Raw genomic sequence first — 21247 nt, 5'->3', positions numbered from 1 at the left:
CGCCGCGCACCCGTTTTCCGAAGTGGGCGGAGAGTGTCGGGTGTGCGCCCAGCTTCCGGAGTATCCGGAGTGCCCCTCTGGCCCCGTTACACGGCTGTCGATCCCGATACCTGCCCCCGGGGCGATTTACGCCATTACTGTTGTCCTTGATGGGACGTCATGAGTGGAATTCGGGGGCTCGGCGGTGGCGGCTCACCGCCCTGCTCGGTGTGGGCGTGGCCGCTCTCGCCCTGATCGTGACACTGATCGACACGCTGCCCGGCGGCGGCAGCACCGCGGGCGCCACCCGCGACGGCGACAAGGTGCACGGCACCCCGGCCACCCCGCCGGACACGACCGAGCCATACGTGGGCTGGGGCTTCACCCACACCCAGTACAGCGCCGACGAGGGCAGTGCGACCGCCACCGACCGGGTCGAGCACCTGCTGGCCCGGGACGGCGGGCTGCCCCAGGACCAGGCGGTCATGGGCTGGGGCGCCGACAACCCCGAGCCGGTGAAGGGCCGTTACGACTTCGGCGCCCTGGACCGCCGGGTCGACTTCATGCGCAGGTCGGGCGGCACCCCGGTGATCACCCTGTGCTGCTCGCCGGACTGGATGAAGGGCGGCAGGGCCGGTGGGAACAACACCGACTGGAGCCAGGCAGCCCTGGAGACCGCCCCCACCCCCGACCACTACCAGGACTACGCGAACCTCGCCGCGACCGTCGCCAGGCGCTATCCGGACGTACGGCACTTCATCGTCTGGAACGAGTTCAAGGGCTTCTGGAACAACGACAAGGCCCGCTGGGACTACGAGGGCTACACCGAGCTGTACAACCTCGTCCACAAGGCGTTGAAGGCTGTGGACAAGGACATCATGGTCGGCGGGCCCTACCTCGTCATGGACAGCTTCGACCCGCGCCGGACCGAGAACGCCTCACCCACCCTCAAGGGTCCCTGGGGCGTCATGGACCAGCGGGTGATCGACGCCTTCGACTACTGGAACACCCACAAGGCGGGCGCCGATTTCGTAGTCGTCGACGGGTCCAGCTACACCGACGACGACGACCTGCTGCCGGACGAGTTCGCGGCCACGGACAAGCTGACGTACGTCAGCGAGTGGGTGCGCAAGCAGACGCACGACCTGCCGCTGTGGTGGGCCGAGTACTACGTCGAGCCCGCCGACGGCGCCGACGAACGCGACAGCTGGACCGAACCGCACCGGGTCGCCGTCCAGGCCACCGGCATGATCGCCATGGCCAGGGGCGGCGCCGACTCCGGCTTCTACTGGAACCCGGAGGACGAGAAGGGCGGCGACTGCGCCGGCTGTCTGTGGACCACGACCGACAGCGCCGACGGGGGACGGCAACTCCCCATGTACGACCTGGTGTCGAGGTTCGGGAAGGCGTTCCCGCCGGGGACCCGGTACCAGACCGTCTCGGTCGCCGAGGACGACGCGCCCCACGTGCGTGTTCTCGCCGACGACAAGACCGTGCTCGTCGTCAACACCCTGGGCCGGACGATCAGCGCGCAGGTGGACGGGAAGCGGTTCGACCTGAAGGGGTACGAGGTGAAGTGGCTCACCCGGTGAGCCCGGTGAGCCCGGTGAGCCCGGTGAGCCCGGTGAGCCGGGTGAGCCACTTCACCCCGCCTACTTGAGCGTCAGGAACCGCTGCGCCAGCGATGCCAGCAGCACCGTGAGCAGGGGCAGCGAGAACCAGAGGCTGCCCTGCAGCCACCGCAGCCGACGTACCCCCGGCCGGACCGCGACCCGGACCGCCTCGCGTGCCGTCAGCAGCAGGATCAGGGCCACGGCGGCGAGAGCGCCGACCACCGACCACGGCGTCCAGGTGATCCGCGGCCCGATCGGCCCCGGATCCGGATTCTCCACCGTGCCCGCGGGCCGCGTCCGCAGCGCGTACATGGTCACGTCGTCGTTGACCAGGACCTTCGTCAGATCCTGCCGGTCGTCCAGGTTCTGGATCAGCCGGCTCTCCCAGGTCGCCGAGTAACCGGCGTCCATCTGGAGATAGACGACCTGACTCCGGTTGATCATCAGATACGAGTTCGGGCCGGCGTCCTTGAGCGCCTTGACCAAGCTCGACACCAGCACCGGGTCGGTCGGCGCCTGCGTCGGCACATAGTCGACCCGCTCCATGTCCTTCGCGCCCCACGGAATCGCCGGGGTCACGTCGTCGACGGTGTCGTTGCTCAGCCACAGCAGCCGTACGGTCGGCTTGTCATGGGCGTAGACGTAGTCCATCGCGGCGACCTCGCCGGGCCGGACCCGCTCGAAGGACTCGTTGCCCCACCGCGCCACCAGGAAGCCGCCCATGAGCAGCAATCCGGCCATGAGCGCGGCAGCCGGTGCCAGGCTGACCCGGTCCTTCTCGTGCTCCTTCGGCGTGGCGCCGGTGCGCGGGAACAGGGCGAGAGCCGCCAGCAGGGCCGCGCCCGGCAGGGCGAACATGAAGACCCGCAGGGCCATTTCGCCGCCGTACGACTGCATGCCGAAGCCCAGGAACGGGACGAAGGTCAGGACCAGCAGGGACCGCTCGCGGTACTTGTGGAAGCGGCGGCGCCACCAGCCGCAGACGGCGAAGGCCATCATGCCGCCGGCCAGCAGGACCCGGACGTACAGGACCAGCTTGTGGGTCGAACTGCCCCCCTGGATACGGCCGGAGACCGAGGTCGAGACATTGCTGCCGACCCCGCCCACCCCGCCGAACAGGTCGTTGAAGTGGCCCGACCAGTACGGCTCGGCCATGAAGCCCAGCCAGACGGCCGCGACCACCCCGAACAGGAGGGGCAGGCCGCGCAGTTCGGACCTGCCGGTCAGGACCAGGGCCGCCAGCACGCCCAGCATCACGAACGGGGTCAGCTGGTGCGCCGGGACGGTCGCCGCGTACAGACCGATCAACACCGCGCACAGCACGGCCTGTTGGCGTCGGTCGGTCGGCTCGACCTCCGCCTCGCCCGGCCGGAACCCCGTCCAGACGACATGCGGGGCGCGGAACCAGACGAGCAAAATCGCCACGAACATCAGATAGAGGAGGTAGGTGAAGCCTTGCGGGGAGAAGTAGTCCTGGCCGACCCAGCCGCACAGCACGAAGATCCAGATGCCGGTCCACTTGGCCCGCCAGCTCGCCCGCAGCGACCGTACGAGCAGGAACATCGGTGCCAGATAGGCGAGTTGGACGAAGGTCGGCCACCAGCGGATGACCTCGGTGAAGTCCGTGACCCCGCACGCCCTGCCGATGAACGCGGCCGCCGCGAAGAAGCCCGGCCAGCTCCAGCGGGCGTCCAGGTCCGGTACGGCCGAGCCGGTGCGGTCGATGTAGTCGATGAACCCGAGGTGCTGCCAGGCGGTCGGGAAGCGGGGTTCCGTCTCGATCACGGCGGGCAGCGCATGGAGTGATACGACCGTCGCCAGCAGGGTGACCAGGAGCAGCGCCTTGTGCTCCCGGCGCAGCCAGAGCAGCGCGGCGAACACCGTGACCAGCAGCGCCGCCCCGACCAGCGTCGGCAGCGGCAGCACCGAGATCAGCCCGAGCCCGCCCATCCGGTCCAGGTCGGCGTCGCCGAGGCGGGCGGCCGGCACCCAGTAGAGCAGGAGCGCGGCGCTCAGCAGACAGCCGAGGACGACTCCCTGGCGGGTCGGGACCAGCCGCTCCCGCAGCGACAGCGCGGGCTCCGCCGCCGGTTCCCGCGCAGGCTCGGCCGGCACTGGTTCTTCCTCCGGTACGACCGTCTCCCCGAACGGGGCGTCGACCTCCGCCTCCTGCAGCAGCGAGGCCTCGGCCGGCCCGAGCGACGCCTCCGCGCCGGGCTCCCTCTCCTCCACCGGCAGCCCCAGGTTCCGCGGTGGCCGCAGCGCCCGGGTGGGCCGGTCGTCCGGCAGGACGACGGGCGTCCCCGTGGGCGGGGATCCCGGCCCCGGGCGGACGTCCGGCCGCCGCTCCACGTGGTCGAAGTCCACATGGATGCCGAGGGCGAGCGTGTCGGTGTCCAGCGCCCAGGCCGGCCCCCGCCTGCGCGGTGCCGCGGTGGCGGCGGGGACCTCGCGCGCCCCCAGGTCGGCGAGGTCCCCGTCCGGTGCCGCGTCCTCCGGGACGTCGGCCGGGACCGCCCGGAGCGTCCGCCACAGCCTGGGCGCCGCGATCGTCACGATCACCGCGAGGCTGGAGATCTCGGCCACGCCCGCGCCGGTCAGCCCCATCCGGGGCAGCAGCAGCAGGGTCAGCCCGAGCACCAGCACACACAGCAGGCCCTGCAGCCAGGCCAGTCCGGCGGTACGGCTCTGCGCGCGCAGCACCGCGAAGTACGTCTCCATCACGACCCGGAGCAGCGCGCCGACCGCGAACCAGCGCAGCAACGGGGTGGCCGCGTCCGCGTAGCCGGGGCCGAACAGGCCGAGGATCCAGGGCGCCCCGAAGAACAGCAGCGCGCAGATGGGGATCATGATCCGGGCCATCCGCTTCAGTGCGGCCCGGGTGTTGGCGGCCAGCCGGGCCGGGTCGTGCGAGCCCTCGACGGTCAGCGAGGCGCCCATGTTGATGGCGAGCAGGTTGGTGGTGCCGCCGATCGTGGTGGTGATGTAGAAGTACGCGTTGTCCTCGGAGCTGACCTGCGAGGCGATGATCACCGGGATCAGGTAGACCACGGCGAGGGAGAACAGCGAGCCGGTGTAGTCCCCGGCCAGGAACCTGCCGATCTCCTTCAGCGTGGGCGGCTTGGCATGGTCCTCGGTCGCCTTGATGTGCCGGGGCACCAGGCGCCGGAACACCAGCCAGCCCAGCGGTACGACGGAGGTGGCGATGGCGGCGACCCAGGAGACGAAGACGCCGGTCAGCGGGATCGCCACCGAGAAGGCGACCAGCAGGCCCAGCTTGACCGCCGAGAACACGGTGTTGCCCACCGGCACCCAGGGCGCGCTGCGCAGCCCGGTCAGTACGCCGTCCTGGAGCGTGAGCAGGTTCCAGGCGATCACCGCCATGACGAACCCGAGCCCGTTGACCGGCCCGTGCAGGAAGCGGTACGACGGCCCCCACACCCCGAGCGTCATGAGGAAGACGCCGGCCGCCATCGCCACGATCAGCGAACTGCCCGCGTAGGTACGGAAGATGAGCTGTCCGGTACGGCGTCCGGCCACCGGGATGAAGCGGGCCAGCGCGCCGGTGAGGGTGACCGCGGTCAGCCCGGCGAGGAACTTCATGGCGGCGATCGCGGCGGAGCCCTGGCCGACCGCCGACTCTGAGTAGTAGCGGGCCGCCCCCAGCCAGAAGCCCAGGCCCAGCACGGCGGAGATGCCGGTGTTGAGCATGAGCGCGTAGGCGTTCCGGAAGAGCGGGCTGCCGCCGGGCGAGCTGCCTCTGCCGGGCAGCCGAAGGCGGCGCCCCGACTGCTCGGGCGCCGCTGCGTCGTGGGTCGTGGCCTCGGTTGTGGTGGTCGTCGTGTCAGACACGGGAACGGATGGCCTTCCGGACCTGGCGGGCTCTGCGGAGAACGGCGTATCCCTTGGTGAGGGCACGGTCCTTGGCGAAGTTGCGGGCGATCGCACGGCCTTCGAGCAGCTGTGCGAACTCCGTGGCGTCCGTGCCGCGGCGTACGGTGACGCGGTGCAGCGCGTACGGACCCTGGCGGCGGCGGGCGAGGCCGTTCTCGACGGCGAGCGCCTGGGAGTATCCGACGTCCCGCACGGCCTGCCGGACCCGGCGGCTGGAGTAGCCGTACGGATAGGCGAACGAGGCCGGATCGGTGCCCAGTTGCTCGGTGAGGATCGCCCGGCACCGCACCAGCTCCTCGCACAGCCGGTCGTCGGCCAGCTGGTCGAGCTGCGGATGGGTGTGGCTGTGCCCGCCGATCTCGCAGCCGGCGTCGGCGAGTTCGCGCACCTGGTCCCAGTCGAGCATGGCGTCCAGGGCGCCTCCGGTGTCGTACGCGCCCCTGATCCAGCCCGTCGAGACGAACAGGGTGGACGCGAAACCGTGCTTGGCGAGGACGGGCAGGGCGTGCCGGTGCACGCCCTCGTAGCCGTCGTCGAAGGTGATCAGGACGGGCCGGTCGGGGAGCGGGCCGCCGGATCGCCAGCCCGCGGCCAGGTCGGCCGTGCTGACGGGGGTCAGGCCCAGGTCGCCGATGAGTGCCATCTGCTCGGCGAACGCCTCCGGGGCCACCGACAGGGCGCGGGTGGCCTCGTTCGGCGCGGTCGCGACCGAGTGGTACATGAGGATCGGCACCGGCGCCTCAGCCATGAGGTCCCCCCTCCGCTTCGGCCATGAGATCCGCCTCGATCGCGGCGACGGTGAAGGTCGCCCCGACCCGCCGCGCCCGCACGCTCCCCACCAGGTAGCCGCCCGCCGCCGTCAGTACCCCGGTGACGATCGCCCCGGCCCGGCCGGCGCCCCCCGGCCGGGCCAGGAGTGCGTCCCGCAGGCCACGAGCGACCCCTGCGGGCAGCACACGTGTGGTGTACCGGCGTTCGGACTCGAGTCCCTTGCCGGTGCCCACACTCCGGGCGACCAGAGCCTTGGAGAGGCCCTCGGCGTAGGCACGGCTGCGGAAGTAGCCGAAGTGCTCACGGGCTTTTGGCACCCGGTGGTGGATCACCGCGCGGTCGTCGATGAGCAGCACGGCGTCCGGGCGGGCCCGGCTGAGCCGGATGCACAGCTCGGTCTCCTCGCAGCCCAGCGGGCGCTTGTCGCCGTCGCGTCCGATGCCGGTGGCGAAGCCGCCCGCCGCGTCGAACGCCGTACGCCGGAAAGAAGCGTTTCCGCCGAGGACGTTGCGGACCCGGACCCGGCCCGCCGGCAGCCCCCGGTAGGTGCAGCCGACCACCCAGTCGAACTCCTCCGGGAACCAGTGCGGGCGGCGGCCGGAGGCCCAGACGGGCATCGTCCGGCCGCCGACCGCCATCACCGTCGGGTCGGCGTACCCCTCGGCGAAGCGGCGCAGCCACTCCCGTTCGGCCACGGCGTCGTCGTCGAGGAAGGCGATCACCTCGCCGTAGGAGCAGGCGATACCGGTGTTGCGGCCCGCGGACAGGCCGCGGGGGCCCGCGTTGGCGAGCACCCGCACCTCCGTGGCCTCCTCGTACTCCTTCGTGAGGCGTTCCAGGAGCGCCGGGTTGTGGTCGACGACCAGCAGGGTCTCCAGCGCCGGGTACGACTGGGCGCGCACCGAGGCGACCGCCGCGAGGATGTCCTCCCAGCGGTCCTCGGTGTACACGCAGATCACGACGGAGATGCCGGGATCGCTCAAGACGACTCTCCCCGGCCCGTGGTGAGCATCGGGGAGCGCCGTACCCGCCGGCGCAGCGCACGCCGGTTGGAGCGCTCCCCGAGGATCACCTTGAGGACCCGGAACCCGTCCCGCACGGCGCGCAGATTGCTGGTGCCGTGGATGCGGAGGTACTCGTAGCTGGGTATCTCCTGGACCTTCAGGCCCGCCTTGACCACCCGGATGTTGATCAGGGTCTCGATCTCGAAGCCGGTGCAGTCGAGGTCGATCTTGTCGAGGCAGTGCCGCCAGAAGGCGTTGTACCCGTAGCAGAGGTCGGTGTATCGGGCGCCGAACTTGCGGTTGACGATCGTGCACAGCGCCCAGTTGCCGAGTTTGCGGATGAAGGTCATGTCGTCCGTGCCGCCGCCGTTGGCGAAGCGTGAACCCTTGGCGAAGTCGGCGCCCGAGACCAGGGCGGAGACGTACGACACGATCTCGTGGCCGTCGGCCGAGCCGTCCGCGTCCACCATGACGATGATGTCGCCGGTGCACGCCTCGAACCCGGTGATCAGGGCATCCCCCTTGCCCTTGCCGCTCTGTTCGACGACTTTCACGCCGGGCCACAGCTCGCGGGCCACTTCCACGGTGTCGTCGGTGGAATTGCCGTCCACAAGGACCACTTCGTGTATCCAGCCGGGAAGTGTCTTGAAGACGTAAGGGAGATTCTCCGCCTCATTCATGGCGGGGATCACCACGCTCACCGGTGGTGTGATCGCGAGGTGAGAGGAGATCGGCCGGTATTCGGGCGCCATTAACGGATCTTGGCCCGATTCCGGTGTGCGCAGAACAGAACTCATGAGTCTTGTCCCTCTCGTCCGGTGGACCGCCCGCCCCTTGGGCGGCCCGCTTCTGTGTCCGGTTCGAAAGGGGGGTTATCACCCGTGGCACGGAAAACGGCTCTCCGTATCCGCAGGTGAGCTGGCAAAGCTGGCCGGTCTGCCGGAAAACGGCAGCCGGTCGCGCGGCACGGCTCGGAAACGACAGTGGTCACACTCGAAACGACAGTGGCCGTTGCGGTCACCGAGCACGGCACCCCCCTACCGCGCCCCGCTCCGGAACATCGCGGTCCTTGAGCCCTCCCCTGGAGCCGCTTGCTGACGATCCGATGCGGGTGAGATGTACGACGGTATTGATGATTGGACCAGTATGGCAAGGCCTGGAAGTGGGCCTCACGTTTTTGTTGGTTTGGCCGTTACGTAATGCGGGCCGACCTTGTTCTTTAATTCGAACGGATATTCCCGGTCCGTCGGGATGTCCGTTCGGGAATTCGTTCCACTGGCCGCAGCCGAACCAGCAGAAGCAGCAGAACGCTGAATGCGGTCACGGCGACGACTCCCCCGCGCCAGGACCAGTGGTGTGTGGCGAGCATGCCCTGTGCGAGCAGCATGTCCAGGGCGACCGCGCCCGCCAGTGCGGTGAGCACCCGGGCGAACGGATCGAGCCCGCGCAGCGCCAGACCGATCGCCGCGGCCGGCGCGGCGATCAGGAAGAGCAGGGTGAAGGGGCCGCGCAGTGGCGAGCCCGAGTCGGTCAGTGCGAGCAGCGCGCCGGTACCGGCGACGGTGGTCGCGGCGCCCGCGAGCAGCGGTCCCAGGTCCCTCCCCGGTCCTGGCCGTGCCCGTTGGCCGCCCTCTGGTGACGGTGTCTTGAGCCGTATGGTCTGCATGGCCGACTTTGCCCCCCAAGGCGTCGGATGCCGGACTTCAATCTGGCGCAGCGGAACGGGGGGCGTCAAGCGGGCCTCCGGACATGACCGTTCCCCGGGGACACCTGGTGTCTCCGGGGAACAAGTCGTTCGTTTTCCGTTACGACGTGAGCTTCAGGAGCTTGTTCGGCGACCCGGTGCCCACGCTGGTGAGCACGTTGGACGTCGCACCGTTGACCAGTGCCGTGGCGACCTGGGCCGGGGTGGCCGAGGTGTGGCCCGCGAGGTATACGGCGGCCGCCCCTGCCACGTGCGGGGTGGCCATCGAGGTGCCCGACAGGGTGGCGGTGGCGGTGTCGCTGGTGTTGTAGCCCGCCGTGATGGAGGAGCCGGGCGCGAAGATGTCCAGGACCGAGCCGTAGTTGGAGTAGCTGGCCCGGGCGTCGGAGCTGGTGGTGGCGCCGACCGTGATCGCGGTCGCGACCCGGGCCGGGGAGTACGAGGAGGCGTTGGCGCTGCTGTTGCCGGCCGCGATCGCGTAGGTCACCCCGCTGGCTATGGAGTTGGCGACCGCGGTGTCGAGTGAGGTGGAGGCCGAGCCGCCGAGCGACATGTTGGCGACCGCCGGGGTGGTGTGGTTCGAGGTCACCCAGTCGATGCCCGCGATCACGCCGGCCGTGGTGCCCGAGCCGCTGTTGTCCAGCACCCGCACCGCCACGATGTTGGCCTTCTTGGCCACACCGTAGGTCGAGCCCGCGATGGTGGTCGCCACATGGGTGCCGTGGCCGTTGCCGTCGGAGGCGGTGGTGTCACCGTCGACCGCGTCATAGCCGTAGGACGCGCGTCCGCTGATCTGGGTGTGGGTGATGCGCACACCGGTGTCGATCACATAGGCGGTCACCCCGCTGCCCGCGGTGTCCGGGTAGGTGTAGGTGCCGGACAGCGGGAGGCTCGCCTGGTCGATGCGGTCCAGGCCCCAGGGGGCACTGGACTGGGTGGTGTCGGTGAGGTGGACCGTCTGGTCCTGCTCGACCGCGGCCACCGACGGGTCGGCGGCCAGTCTCGCGGCCTGGGTCGCGGAGAGCTTGGCGGAGTAGCCGTTCAGCGCCTTGCCGAACGTTGTGCGGACCGTGCCGCCGTACTCCTTGATCAGGCCCTTCCCCTCGGTCGAGGAGGCCTTGAAGCCGGCGCTGTTCTTCAGGGTGACGATGTAGCTGCCCTTGACGGCCGTGGGGGAGCCGGCGTGCAGCACCCTGCCGGTGGCGGGTGCGGCCTGGGCGGGGAGTGCGGTGAGTCCGCCGACGAGGGCGGCGGCCGCCACGGTGGTGACGGCGGCGAACCGCAGCTTCTGGGTACGCAGATGTGCCATTACGAGGGAGTCCTCCTCCAGGCAGCGCGCGCCGGGGTCGGGCGCGCGCGGATGTGGGGGTGTGCGCGCGGCTTCGCGCACACGGCCCTGGCAGCGTCGCGTTCCGCTCCCGGGCCGAGTAAAGAATCGGTTTTCCCGAGGCAAAGGACAAGGGAGTTGACGACCTGTCACAGAGCTGTCATGGACACGCAATCAAACGCATCGGCAACGCACAGGATCGGTCCGGTGAGGACTGGTTGAGGGCCCGAAAAGTTTTGGCATGGACACTTCCCGTCAACACGCGTAGTTGGTACGACAGTTGTGGCAGAGATCCTGCTAAAGGGAGGTTCCATGAGACGTTCCCGAATTACGGCATACGTGACTTCACTCCTCCTCGCCACCGGCCTCGCTCTCGCCGGGGCCGCGACCGAAGCGCAGGCCGCGACCGGCGGCTACGTGGCGCTCGGCGACTCGTACTCGTCCGGCGTCGGCGCCGGCAGCTACATCAGCTCAAGCGGCAGCTGCGACCGCAGCACGAACGCCTACCCCTACCTGTGGAACGCGGCCCACAGCCCGTCCTCGTTCTCGTTCCTCGCCTGCTCGGGCGCGACCACCGGCGACGTGCTCTCCGGCCAGCTCGGCACCCTCAGCTCCTCGACCGCCCTGGTCTCGATCACCATCGGCGGCAACGACGCGGGCTTCGCCGATGTCATGACGACCTGTGTGCTCAGCTCCGACAGCACCTGCCTGTCCCGGATCAGCACCGCCGAGGCCTACGTCGACTCCACACTCCCCGGCAAGCTCGACGACGTGTACGACGCCATCAGCGCCAAGGCCCCCAACGCCAAGGTCGTCGTCCTCGGCTACCCCCGCTTCTACAAGCTGGGCACCACCTGCCTCGGCCTCTCCGCGGCCAAGCGCTCTGCCATCAACAACGCCGCCGACTACATCGACGCCGCGATCGCCAAGCGCGCCGCCGACCACGGCTTCGTCTTCGGTGACATCCGCACCACGTTCTCCGGCCACGAGATCTGCTCCAGCAGCTCCTGGCTGCACAGCGTCAACTGGCTGGACATCGGCGAGTCGTACCACCCCACCGCGGCCGGCCACTCCGGCGGCTATCTGCCGGTCCTGACCAGCAACGCGTGACCATCGGTACGTCAGCGGCAGCTCGTCCGTACTCAGGACGAGCTGGTGGGTGACGGCGAAGAGGAGGCCCCGCCGGTCGGGGTCTCCGTCGTTTTGGTGCAGGTCACCGAGAACGGCACCGAGTTGGACGTACCCGTCACCGGGCTGCGCACCTCGACGGCGATCGCGTCATTGAGCGTCCCGCTGTCGGACCAGGTCGTCACGGTCACCCCGGTCTGCCGGGTCTTCCCGCCGCCGTCCGGGAAGGACAGCGTCTTCCACCCCTGGTCGTCGAGCGACCCCTTCTTCAGCACCCAGCGGTACTGCACCTCCGCCGGCACGCTCCCGACGGTGAACGTCGCCGTGAAGGCGGGGGCCTGCGCGGTCGACGGCGGACAGCTCCCCGAGTAGTCGGTGCGGGATCCGGCCACACCGACCTTCACACTCTGCGCGGGCGCGCTGCTGCTCGCGGACGGCGACGGGGACTTGGACTCCCCCTTGCTGCTTCGGCTGGGCGCCGGGGAGTTGAGGTTGCTGGCCGACTGGCCGGCGCCGGCGTTGTCGTCGCCGCTGCCGTCGCCGTTGTCGCGGTTGAGCAGGGCGTACGTCAGGCCGCCCAGCGCGAGGACGACCAGCACCAGGCCGACGATCAGCAGCGTCCCGGCGCTCCGGGTGCCGTCGCGGCCGGCCGCGGGCGGCCGGGCGTCCGTGGGGGTGGGCAACGGCGGTGTGGAGGACGACGGTTGCCGCTGGTGGGCGACGAGGGTCGGGGCGTCGTACCGCCCCGGAACGGGGACGGTGGCGGCGGTGGGGGGCGTGCCGCCGAAGGAAGGGGTACCGCCTGCCGCGACCAACCGCAGGTCCTGGTCGGCCTGTTCGGCCGATAGCCGGTCGGCCGGGTCCTTGCGGAGCAGCCCCTCGAGGACCGGGGTGAGCGGCCCCGCCCGGTGCGACGGGGGCAACTCCTCGTCCACCACGGCACGGAGCGTGTTCAACGGGGTGTCCAGCCGGAACGGGGAGGTGCCCTCCACCGCCGCGTACAGCAGCACCCCGAGCGACCAGAGGTCCGACTCGGGGCCGAACGCGCGCCCCAACGCCCGTTCCGGGGCGAGGAACTCGGGTGAGCCGATCACCTCACCGGTCATGGTCAGCGCCGAGCTGCCCTCGACGGTGGCGATCCCGAAGTCGGTGAGCACCACCCGTCCGTCGTTCGACAGCAGCACGTTGGCCGGCTTCACATCCCGGTGCAGCACCCCGGCGGCGTGCGCGGCCCGCAGCGCGGACAGCACCTCGGCGCCGATGCCCGCGGCCCGCTGCGGGGACATCGGGCCCTCGGTGTCCAGTACGTCGGCGAGGGACACCCCGCGGATCAACTCCATGACGACCCAGGGCCGTCCGCCCTCCATCGCCACGTCGTACACCGTCACCACATTGCGGTTCGCGACCCGGGCCGCGGCCCAGGCCTCGCGCTCCAGACGGGCGTACATCCGCTCGACGTCGGGGCCGGGCAGCCCGGCCGGCGCCCGCACCTCCTTGACGGCGACCTCGCGGCCCAGCACCTCGTCGCGGGCCCGCCACACGGTGCCCATGCCGCCCTCGCCGAGCGGGGACAACAGTCTGTAGCGGCCCGCGATCACTCGCTCACGGCCCGGCTCTTCGGTCACGGGTGCTCCCCACGGCAGCTCGCGCTATTCATCACAAACGTAACTCAGAGCAGTGCGGATGCGGCGCCCTTGAGTACCAATCCGGCGCCCAGGGCCACGACCACGAGCGCCGAGGCGAGCGGGGTGGTCCTGCGGACCAGTGTGGCCATGGGATGGGTGGTCCAGCGAGGGCGTTTGTCCAACACCCGGGTCATTCCCGTACCCAGCTTGACGACGGCGAACCCGGCGGCGGTCAGGGTCAGCGCGAGACCGACGCCGTAGGCGACGACCAGAAGCAGCCCGAACCAGGCCTGCCCGAGGGCGGCGGCACCGACGAGCACGACCACGGCGGAGGGGCTGGGGACCATGCCCCCGGCGAAGCCGAGGAGGATGGTGCCGCGGAGGGTGGGGGCCGTGGAGTGGGTGTGGGTGAACCCGCCGTGACTGTGCGGCACGTCGGCGTGACCGCTCTCGGGGGCTGCGCCCCCGGACGCCCCTTCGGCCCGAACGGCCTCGTCCTCGATCGCCGGACGGGCTGTGCGGGGTGCGGACCGGCCATCGGCCTCACCCGCCGTGGCGGCGCACGCATGTGACTGGGCGTCGTGACCATGGCTGTGACGGTCAGCGTGACTGTCAGCGTGGCTGTAAGCGTGGCTGTGAGCGCCGGCGTGGCTGTGGTCGTGGCCGTGAGAAGGGCTGCGGCCGTGGTCGTGCGGGTGCACATGACCGTGCTCGTGTGCGTGACTGTCGTCGTGGTCGTGGTCGTGGCCATGGCTGCGAGAAGGGCTGTGGCCGTGGTCGTGCGTGCGGGCGTGTACGTGGCCCTGCTCGTGTGCTCCGACCAGGACGAGCTCTCGCTTCTCGGCCGCCGCGTGCGCGTGGTCGTGGTCGTGCTCGTGGTGATAACCGTGGGCGTGCGCCTGCTCGTGGGCCCTGTTCCGCCACGCCCTCCGGGTCAGGTTCGCGCCTGCCGCCAGCACCATGAGACCGCTGGCGATGCCCAGCCACGCGATCACCGAAGGCGTCGCCGCCGAGCCCGCCGTGACCAGGACGCCCAGGGCCACCACGCCCAGCGTGTGGGTGACCGTGACCGACGCGGCCAGCGGGAGGACGTCGCGGAGGCGGGCGCGGCCGCCGCGGGCCGCCGCCGTCGCCGCCATCAGCGTCTTGCCGTGGCCCGGCGCCAGCGCGTGCATCGCGCCGAGGCCGATCGCGATGAACAGCGCCAGCGTCGCGAAGCCGACGGTGAGGTGGTTGCGGGCGACCAGGTCGGTGAGGGCCTGGGTCCAGTGGTCGACGCCCCGGGGGAGGATCGCGGCGCCCGGGGCGTCCTGCCGCTCCTCGGCGAGGGCCGGGCCGCCCGGCCGTGCGCGCACGGCGGCGGTCGTGATGTCCGCCGGGGAGGAGAGCAGGTCCTTGGGGTAGCTGGTGAGTTCGTGGGAGACGGACGTCTTCGGTACGTCCGTCCTCGTCAGCGTCATCCGGTCGCCGCGGGCCGTGATCTCCCGCCAGCCGGGACCGGTGTCGGTGCCCGCGCTGTGGAAGGAGAGGGTGGCCGTGCTGCCCTTGGGGAGAGGGGCGGTGAACCGGCACTCCACGCGGAGGGTGTTCAGACCCGCCTGGCCGGGACGCAGTTCGGCGTGGCTGGTCGCGACGGTGAGCGCGGTCGCCTTGCCCTCGACGGTGAGTGTGCTGCCGTCGGCCGCGGTCGCGCAGCGCTGCTCGGCCCACCCGGCCGTGCCCAGCCGCTTCAAATCGGGCTTGGCCTGGGTCGCCGGGATCTCGGCCAGGTCCTCGACATGGTCGACGCGGAGCTGCCCGGGGGCGGCGACGAGACCGTCGTACTTGTTGACGGTGAAGTTGCCGAGCGGGTGGGCGCTCGCGGCCGTGGCCGGCAGCAGCGTGAAGCCACAGGCCATGACGAAGAGGGCGGCGGCGCGGCGGCGGTTCACTTCGAGGCCTCCAGCGCCTTACGGGCCGTACGGGCACCCAGCGGGGAGAAGCCGGGGTTGAGTTTGAGGGCCTTGGTGAGGGCGGCCCGGCCGGCCGCCTTGTCGCCCTTCGCCAGCTCGATCATGCCCAGGTGGTAGCGGAAGGAGGCGTTGCGGTAGCCGGTGGCGGCGGCCCGGCGGGCGTACGGCAGTGCTTCCTTGTCCTTGCCGTTCACGTGGAGCGCCCAGGCCAGCGCGTCCGCCGTGTGCACGGTGTGGCGGCGGGCCCACTCGGCGCGGGCGGCCTTGAGGGCCTCGGCCTTGTCGCCGTGGTCGGCGGCGGCGAGCGCGGTGTCGAGGTCGGCGTTGACGCCGTTGGCGCGGGCGAGCGCGATCCAGGCCTCGACCAGCGCGTACTGGTCCTCGGCCTTCGCCTTGTCGCCCTTGGCGTTCCGGTCCTCGTACAGCTCGCCGAGCTCCACGAGCGGTTGGGGCAGTGGATAGCGGGAGACGACCAGTTCCATGCCCTTGATGGCGGCGGCCCGGTCGCCGCTCGCCGCCTGGGCGCGGGCCCGGCCCTCCAGTGCGGGGAGGTAGGTCTCGTCGGCGGTCAGCGCGCGGGCGTAGTAGTCGAGCGCGCTCTTGTAGTCGCCCTGGTTCCAGGCGAGCAGACCGAGCTGCGCGGCCACGTAGGCGATGTCGCCCTTCGAGGTGGCCGTGGACAGCGCCTGTTGCAGCACCTGCCGGGCCGTCTTCACGTCACCCCGCAGCTCCCGCACATACGCGTACCGGGTGAACACCGGTACCCCCGGCTTGCGTTGGTCGGCCAGGTCGGCCGCCTTCGCCGCATCGTCGTAGCGGCCGAGTTCGACCAGGGCGTCGATACGGGAGGACAGGGCTCCGGCGTTGTACGGGTTCTGCTTGAGGGCCTGGTCCGCGTAGGTGAGCGCCGCCGCGAACTGGTGCCGGGCGGCGGCCAGCGCGGCCTGGCCGGCCAGCGCCTGGTCGTTGTCCGGGGTGATCTGGAGCGCGCGCTCGAGGGCCTTCTCGGCCTGCGGGTAGCGGGACGGATCGCCCTTGGTGCGCGCTTGTTCGACATAGGCCAGGCCCAGGGTGGCCCAGCTGTCGGAGTCCTTCGGCTGGGTGCGGAGATGGGCCTGGAGGGAGGCGATGCTGGTGTCGAGATCCCCGCTCGCGAGCAGCGCCGGTGACACGGCACCCGACGCGGCCATCGGCGTACCGCCGTCCCCGGACGCCCCGAAGGCGATTGCTCCGCCGGTCAGCGCGATCGCCAACAGCACGGCCGAACCCGCGAGTTGGGCGCGCCGCCAGTTCCGCCCCGCGGCGGCGAAGCGGCGCAGGGCGGTGACCCGCTCGTCGTCCTTCGGGTTGGCGGGCTGCTTGTCGTTCGTAGCCGGGGCCATGCCCTCTCCTCATAGATGTCGCACGGGGTGGCGCGGCCCGCTGCCGTGGGGGATTGAGTGGGAAGCGGGCCGCGCCAGTCAATGGGGGGCATTCAGCGCCCCACAAGGAGCGCGGGGAGCACGGGGAACTGCGCGACCAGCCACAACCGGCCCGCAGTCACCCCCCTACCCCAGTCGCAACAGCGCTCAGTACGGCCGCTGCATCCGGCGGCGCCACCAGCCGAACGCCGTACCGATCAGCAGCACGCCCGCCGCACCCGCGGCCGCGGACCCGGCGATCAGCGTCGTGTTGCTGCTGTCGGAGCTGGTCAGGGCGTCACCCAGGGCGCTCTTCGTGCTGCTCCCGGCGGCCTTGGCGAGCGCGCCGCGCGAACCGGACGTCGGTTCGGCCACGTACGGGAAGTACTTCTCGAAGCCCCTGTCGTTCTTGTCGACCGCGTCGCCCAGGTCGTTCTTGGAACCGACCAGTTCGCCCTCGACGACCTGCAGCGCCTCGTCGATCACGTCGTCGGTGAGCCGGCGGCCGTTCGGGAAGCCCGCGTTGTCACCGTCCAGGACACCGAGCCGCTTGGGCTTGGCGGTGGGTTTGATGGACGTGTTCAGACGCAGCATCTCCGACGGCGTCGCGTACGGCTGCTCCTGGTTGAGGCCCTTGACGCCCGTCAGGAACACGCTGACGAGGTCGTTGCGGGGCTCGGACGGCGCCTTGATGTGGTAGATCGCCTCGATGAGCTTCGGCAGCTCCGGGTTGGTCACGTTCTTCAGGAACTGCGCGTCGTCCTTGGGCTGGGACGCGTTGAACTTGTCCTTGTCCTTCTGCGGGTTGACGACCTCGTTGACCAGCGGGTTGCCGAGGCGCGAGACCTGCGCGTAGTAGCCCTGCGCGTTCCTGCGCTGGGTCGTCGTGTAGATGCCGACGGTCGGACGCGACGCCGACTGCCGAATCAGGGAGTTCGGCACCTGGAGGGCGATCGTGTTGACGTTGTAGCCCTTGAGGGTGTCCCGGCCGACCTCGGAGAGGTTGCCGCCGTACAGCAGGTCGAAGACGCGCAGGTCGGCGAAGAACGGGTCGTCCGCCTGCCCGGCGAAGGTCGCGCCGCCGTTCGACGTCTTGTAGATGGCCTGGGAGCGCAGCTTCGCGTAGTTCGGCATCGACGCCTTGCCGACGTTCGACGGGGCCGCCGGGACGTCGTCGGCGACCTTCGTCTTGTACTGCTCCTTCCCCTTCTTCAGCTTGATGAGGTCGATGTCGTACGACTGCGTGACGTTCAGGTCCGGGTCGGTCAGGTTGTCGACCACTCCCGTGTTGTAGAGGAACGTCTTCTTGTTCTTGATCTGGGTGTGGAAGGTGTAGCGGAAGATCAGGTCGTCCAGCGCGTCACCGTCGTTGTCGATGTGGATGTCGTACTGGGCGTCGTCGGCGAACTGGTAGAAGTTCGGGCCGCCGGCCGGTTCCTCGAAGGGGATGTAGTCCGACACGATCGTCGTCGTGTCGGGCTTGTCCGGGCTCACGAACGCGTACAGGTCGGTGTTGTCGTACTGGGGGGTGCCCGAGATGAGCGGGGCTTCCCGGTGGGAGGAGGCGGAGGCCGCTCCCGGTTCCAGCGCGGCGACGCTGGCGGCTGTGATCCCGCCGGTGGCCAGTGCCCCACAGATGAGCGAGACAAGGCCCTTGCGCCCCGCGCCGCTCCTGGAGATTAGAGGTGTCATGCCGTCCGTCCCTCGGTCCCAACTTGCTTGACGGACGGGTATACGGAGCAGGAGGGCCGTTTGGATTGGTCCGAAGAAAAAAATCTTTTCTTCCTGCTCGACCCGCGTTTTCGCCTCCCGCATACGTACTTCTGCCGGAGGTGCGTCAGTTGCGAATGCCTGGTGTGGGAGGACGGGCCGGGTGCGGCCACAGAAGGGGGAACGGGGTGGAGGCGGACGAACTGCTGGTGCTCGTCGCGGCCGGCGACCAGAAGGCGTTCGAGGACCTCTACGGACTGGTGTCCGGTCCGGTGTTCGGCCTCGTACGACGTGTGGTGCGCGACCCCGCCCAGTCCGAGGAGGTGGCCCAGGAGGTACTCCTCGAACTGTGGCGCTCCGCACCCAAGTTCGACCCGGGCCGGGGCAGTGCCTTCTCCTGGATCCTCACCCTCGCCCACCGCCGGGCCGTCGACCGGGTACGCAGCGCCCGCGCGGCCGGCGAACGCGAACAGCGCGAGGCACTGCGCGCGGGCGAACCCGCCTTCGACCAGGTCGCGGAGGAGGTGGAGGCCGGGCTGGAGCGCGAATGGGTACGCCGCTGCCTGGACCGGCTCACCGCCCTCCAGCGCCAGTCGGTCACCCTCGCCTACTACGACGGTTACACGTACCGTGAGGTGGCCGAGCGGCTCAAACTGCCGCTGGGCACGGTCAAGACACGGATGCGCGACGGACTCACCCGGCTGCGCGACTGCCTGGGAGGTGCCGCATGAGCCTGGTCGGCCGCCTGCTGCACCGCGAGGACCTGCACTCGCTGGCCGCGCCCTACGCCCTGGACGCCCTGGAGCCCGGTGAACGGCGCCGCTTCGAGAAGCACCTCAAGGACTGCGACCGGTGTGCCGCCGAGGTCCGGGCGCTGACCGAGGACGCGGTACGGCTGGCCTGGTCCACGGCCGCCCCGCCGCCCCTCGCGATGCGCGACCGGGTGCTGGCCGCCGTACGCGCCACCCCGCAGGCGCCGGCCCCCGCCCGCGAACACGTCCCCAATCTGCCGCCGCATGTCTGGGGCGGCCAGCCCCCGCCGCCGCGCAGACGGCAGCGTCCCCTGTTCGTGCCGTTCGCCACCGCCACCGCGGCCGCCGCGCTGGTCGTCGCCTCCCTCTTCGCGGTGCAGGCCGGCCGGACCCAGGACCAACTGGACGCGGAGCGGGCCCAGTCGCGTGAGATCGCCCACGTTCTGGCCGCGACGGACGCCCGTGCGACCAGCGGCAAGGACGCCCAAGGCCGAAGTATCGGGGCGGTGGTCTCCGCGTCGGAGGGGCAGGCCGTCGTCACGCTCAGCGGATACGGCGCCCTGTCGAAGGGGCGTGTGCACCAGCTCTGGCTGATGCGCCCCCATGTGCAACCGCGCTCCCTCGGGCTTTTCAAGGCCGACACGCCCTTGGTCGCCACGGGGCTCGACAAGTCCGCCACGTCACTCGCCGTAACCGTCGAGCCCGCGGGCGGGTCGGCGCAGCCTACCAGCCAGCCGGTTGTCCAACTCGCCCTGAAATCGGTCGGATTCGGAGAGTAGTCGACGAGGGGTCGTCAACAGCCTTGCGGGGAAGGTGAATCCTGTGACCGCGATACACGAGTGCCCCATCGGGGCGATAGGGTTACCCTGCCCGGGCCGGGTGGACTCGTACGGGTGGGGAGTGACATGGAACAGATAACACGCAGCAGGGCGAGGGTTCCTGCGATCACCTGCGGGAGCAGCGCGACCAGTTCGCGCCTCGATCGCCATCTGTCGGTACTGGCGGGTCCCGCCATACCGCAGCAGCAGGCGGTCGAGGCGACGTCGCTGATGCGTGAGCTGACCGCGCGTGAACCCGCGCAGCGCAGCGACCGGGGTGCGCGGGTCAGCCGCGTCTCCCTCTTCGCGCCACTGCGTCGGCTGCGCCGTTCGCTGTTCGGCGGCAACAAGCACTGACCGCCAGGCTCGCGCTCAGGCAGCCACACCGTCCCGGCACAGCGCTGCTATCTCGGCGTCCGTCATCCCCACGGCACGCAGCAGCGCCTCGGTGTGCTGTCCGAGCGCGGGTACGTCCCCCATCCGCGCCTCGTCCCCGCCCGGCAGCGTGATGGGCGGCAGCAGCGCACGCAGCGGCCCGACCGGCGACCCCACCTCCCGCCACCGCTCCCGGGCCGCCAGTTGCGGATGCTCCGCCACCTCGCGCAGATCCCGCAGCCGCGCGCACGCGATGCCCGCGGCTTCGAGGCGCGCCACCGCCTCGTCGGTGCCGACCGCCCCGAGGGCCGTCGCGACCAGCTCATCGGTCCGGGCCCGGTTCGCCACCCGCGCCGGGTTCGTCGCGAACGCCGGATCCGAACCCAACTCCGGCCGCCCGATCACCTGTTCGGCCAGTCGCCGCCACTCCCGGTCGTTCTGCACCGACAGCAGCACCCGCCCGCCGTCCCCGGTCGGGTAGGCGTCGTACGGCGCGATCACCGCGTGCGCCAGGCCGGTGCGTTCCGGCGGGGTCCCGCCGTGCAGGGTGTGATGCAGCGGATGCCCCAGCCACTCGGCCAGCGCGTCCAGCATCGACACCTCCACCGGCCCGCCCCGGCCGGTCGTGCCGCGCCGCACCAGCGCCGCGAGGACGCCCGAGAAGGCGTACATGCCCGCCGCGATGTCCGCCGCCGGGATCCCGGCCTTCACCGGCTGCTCCGGCGTCCCGGTGACCGACACCAGCCCCGCCTCGCACTGCACCAGCATGTCGTACGCGCGTTTGCCGGCGTACGGTCCTGACGCCCCGTATCCGGAGATGTCCACGGCGACCAGACGGGGGTGCGCGGCGCACAGTGTGGCCGCGTCCAGACCGAGCCGGGCGGCGGCCCCGTGCGCGAGGTTCTGCACGAAGACGTCCGCGTCCGCGACGAGCCTTCTCACGACGTCCAGGCCACGCGGGTCCTTCAGGTCCAGCGCGATGGACTCCTTGCCCCGGTTGCACCACACGAAGTGCGAGGCGAGCCCCTGGGCGGCGGTGTCGTAACCGCGCGCGAAGTCACCGCCGTCGATCCGCTCGACCTTGACGACCCTGGCCCCCAGATCGGCGAGCTGCCGAGTGGCGAAGGGCGCGGCCACGGCCTGCTCGACGGCGACGACGGTGATGCCCTCCAGGGGCAGCGGGAGACGGTCCAT

At 70.7% G+C, this 21247-nt stretch carries 16 protein-coding genes; 5 read left to right on the top strand and 11 right to left on the bottom strand.

The genetic code is table 11. The features are described 5' to 3' along the window. The first annotated feature begins 149 nt into the window (after window positions 1-149). Entirely contained in the window at window positions 150-1571 is a 1422-nt protein-coding gene (locus AB0N16_RS15890) for a xylan 1,4-beta-xylosidase (RefSeq protein ID WP_365796968.1), read from the top strand. Between the two features lie 60 nt (window positions 1572-1631). Here AB0N16_RS15890 and AB0N16_RS15885 read toward each other — a convergent pair whose 3' ends face one another. From AB0N16_RS15885 to AB0N16_RS15860, 6 genes are all read right to left on the bottom strand, one after another. Next, on the bottom strand, window positions 1632-5444 hold the full coding sequence (locus AB0N16_RS15885; RefSeq protein ID WP_365796966.1) for a lipopolysaccharide biosynthesis protein: 3813 nt from the start codon (window positions 5442-5444) through the stop codon (window positions 1632-1634). Next, window positions 5437-6234, bottom strand: a complete 798-nt coding sequence (locus AB0N16_RS15880; protein ID WP_365796964.1) for a polysaccharide deacetylase family protein — start codon at window positions 6232-6234, stop codon at window positions 5437-5439. The genes AB0N16_RS15885 and AB0N16_RS15880 overlap by 8 nt, the downstream gene beginning before the upstream one ends. Then, window positions 6227-7240, bottom strand: coding sequence for a glycosyltransferase family 2 protein (locus AB0N16_RS15875; RefSeq protein ID WP_365796962.1), 1014 nt, complete (start codon window positions 7238-7240; stop codon window positions 6227-6229). Before AB0N16_RS15875 ends, AB0N16_RS15880 begins: the two co-directional genes overlap by 8 nt. After that, window positions 7237-8058, bottom strand: a complete 822-nt coding sequence (locus tag AB0N16_RS15870; RefSeq protein ID WP_365796960.1) for a glycosyltransferase family 2 protein — start codon at window positions 8056-8058, stop codon at window positions 7237-7239. The genes AB0N16_RS15875 and AB0N16_RS15870 overlap by 4 nt, the downstream gene beginning before the upstream one ends. Before the next feature lie 422 nt (window positions 8059-8480). Beyond that, on the bottom strand, window positions 8481-8927 hold the full coding sequence (locus AB0N16_RS15865; protein ID WP_365796958.1) for a hypothetical protein: 447 nt from the start codon (window positions 8925-8927) through the stop codon (window positions 8481-8483). Window positions 8928-9066: 139 nt separating this feature from the next. After that, window positions 9067-10275: a S8 family peptidase gene (locus AB0N16_RS15860; RefSeq protein ID WP_365796956.1), complete on the bottom strand. Its 1209-nt coding sequence runs from the start codon at window positions 10273-10275 to the stop codon at window positions 9067-9069. Window positions 10276-10605: 330 nt separating this feature from the next. Between AB0N16_RS15860 and AB0N16_RS15855 the strand changes: the two genes are divergently transcribed. Further along, a complete protein-coding gene (locus AB0N16_RS15855) occupies window positions 10606-11403 on the top strand; it encodes an SGNH/GDSL hydrolase family protein (protein ID WP_365796954.1) in 798 nt (265 codons plus the stop codon). A gap of 32 nt (window positions 11404-11435) precedes the next feature. Here AB0N16_RS15855 and AB0N16_RS15850 read toward each other — a convergent pair whose 3' ends face one another. The 4 genes from AB0N16_RS15850 to AB0N16_RS15835 all read right to left on the bottom strand — a co-directional run bounded on the left by AB0N16_RS15850 (window position 11436) and on the right by AB0N16_RS15835 (window position 18090). Beyond that, the gene (locus tag AB0N16_RS15850; protein ID WP_365796952.1) at window positions 11436-13046 is read right to left on the bottom strand and encodes a serine/threonine-protein kinase; all 1611 of its coding nucleotides are present in this window, start codon (window positions 13044-13046) and stop codon (window positions 11436-11438) included. Window positions 13047-13090: 44 nt separating this feature from the next. Then, window positions 13091-14944, bottom strand: coding sequence for a nickel transporter (locus tag AB0N16_RS15845; RefSeq protein ID WP_365797139.1), 1854 nt, complete (start codon window positions 14942-14944; stop codon window positions 13091-13093). A gap of 29 nt (window positions 14945-14973) precedes the next feature. Beyond that, window positions 14974-16380 carry a tetratricopeptide repeat protein gene (locus AB0N16_RS15840; protein WP_365796950.1) on the bottom strand — a complete coding sequence of 469 codons (1407 nt, stop codon included), beginning with the start codon at window positions 16378-16380 and terminating at the stop codon, window positions 14974-14976. A 186-nt stretch (window positions 16381-16566) separates the two neighbouring features. After that, window positions 16567-18090 carry a DUF4331 domain-containing protein gene (locus AB0N16_RS15835; protein ID WP_365796948.1) on the bottom strand — a complete coding sequence of 508 codons (1524 nt, stop codon included), beginning with the start codon at window positions 18088-18090 and terminating at the stop codon, window positions 16567-16569. A 206-nt stretch (window positions 18091-18296) separates the two neighbouring features. Between AB0N16_RS15835 and AB0N16_RS15830 the strand changes: the two genes are divergently transcribed. From AB0N16_RS15830 to AB0N16_RS15820, 3 genes are all read left to right on the top strand, one after another. Next, window positions 18297-18839, top strand: coding sequence for a sigma-70 family RNA polymerase sigma factor (locus AB0N16_RS15830; protein ID WP_365796946.1), 543 nt, complete (start codon window positions 18297-18299; stop codon window positions 18837-18839). Next, complete coding sequence (locus tag AB0N16_RS15825) at window positions 18836-19639, top strand: anti-sigma factor (RefSeq protein WP_365796944.1); 804 nt, start codon at window positions 18836-18838, stop codon at window positions 19637-19639. Before AB0N16_RS15830 ends, AB0N16_RS15825 begins: the two co-directional genes overlap by 4 nt. Window positions 19640-19765: 126 nt before the next feature. Then, window positions 19766-20035 (top strand): hypothetical protein, encoded by a 270-nt coding sequence (locus tag AB0N16_RS15820; RefSeq protein ID WP_352220104.1) that lies wholly within the window; start codon window positions 19766-19768, stop codon window positions 20033-20035. Between the two features lie 15 nt (window positions 20036-20050). Here AB0N16_RS15820 and AB0N16_RS15815 read toward each other — a convergent pair whose 3' ends face one another. Further along, window positions 20051-21247 carry a CaiB/BaiF CoA-transferase family protein gene (locus AB0N16_RS15815; RefSeq protein WP_365796942.1) on the bottom strand — a complete coding sequence of 399 codons (1197 nt, stop codon included), beginning with the start codon at window positions 21245-21247 and terminating at the stop codon, window positions 20051-20053.

This window comes from Streptomyces sp. NPDC051105 (genome assembly GCF_040682795.1).
Classification (GTDB): Bacteria; Actinomycetota; Actinomycetes; order Streptomycetales; family Streptomycetaceae; genus Streptomyces.
The sequence above is the reverse complement of the archived record's forward strand: the minus strand, read 5'-3'. Positions and strand labels throughout refer to the sequence as shown.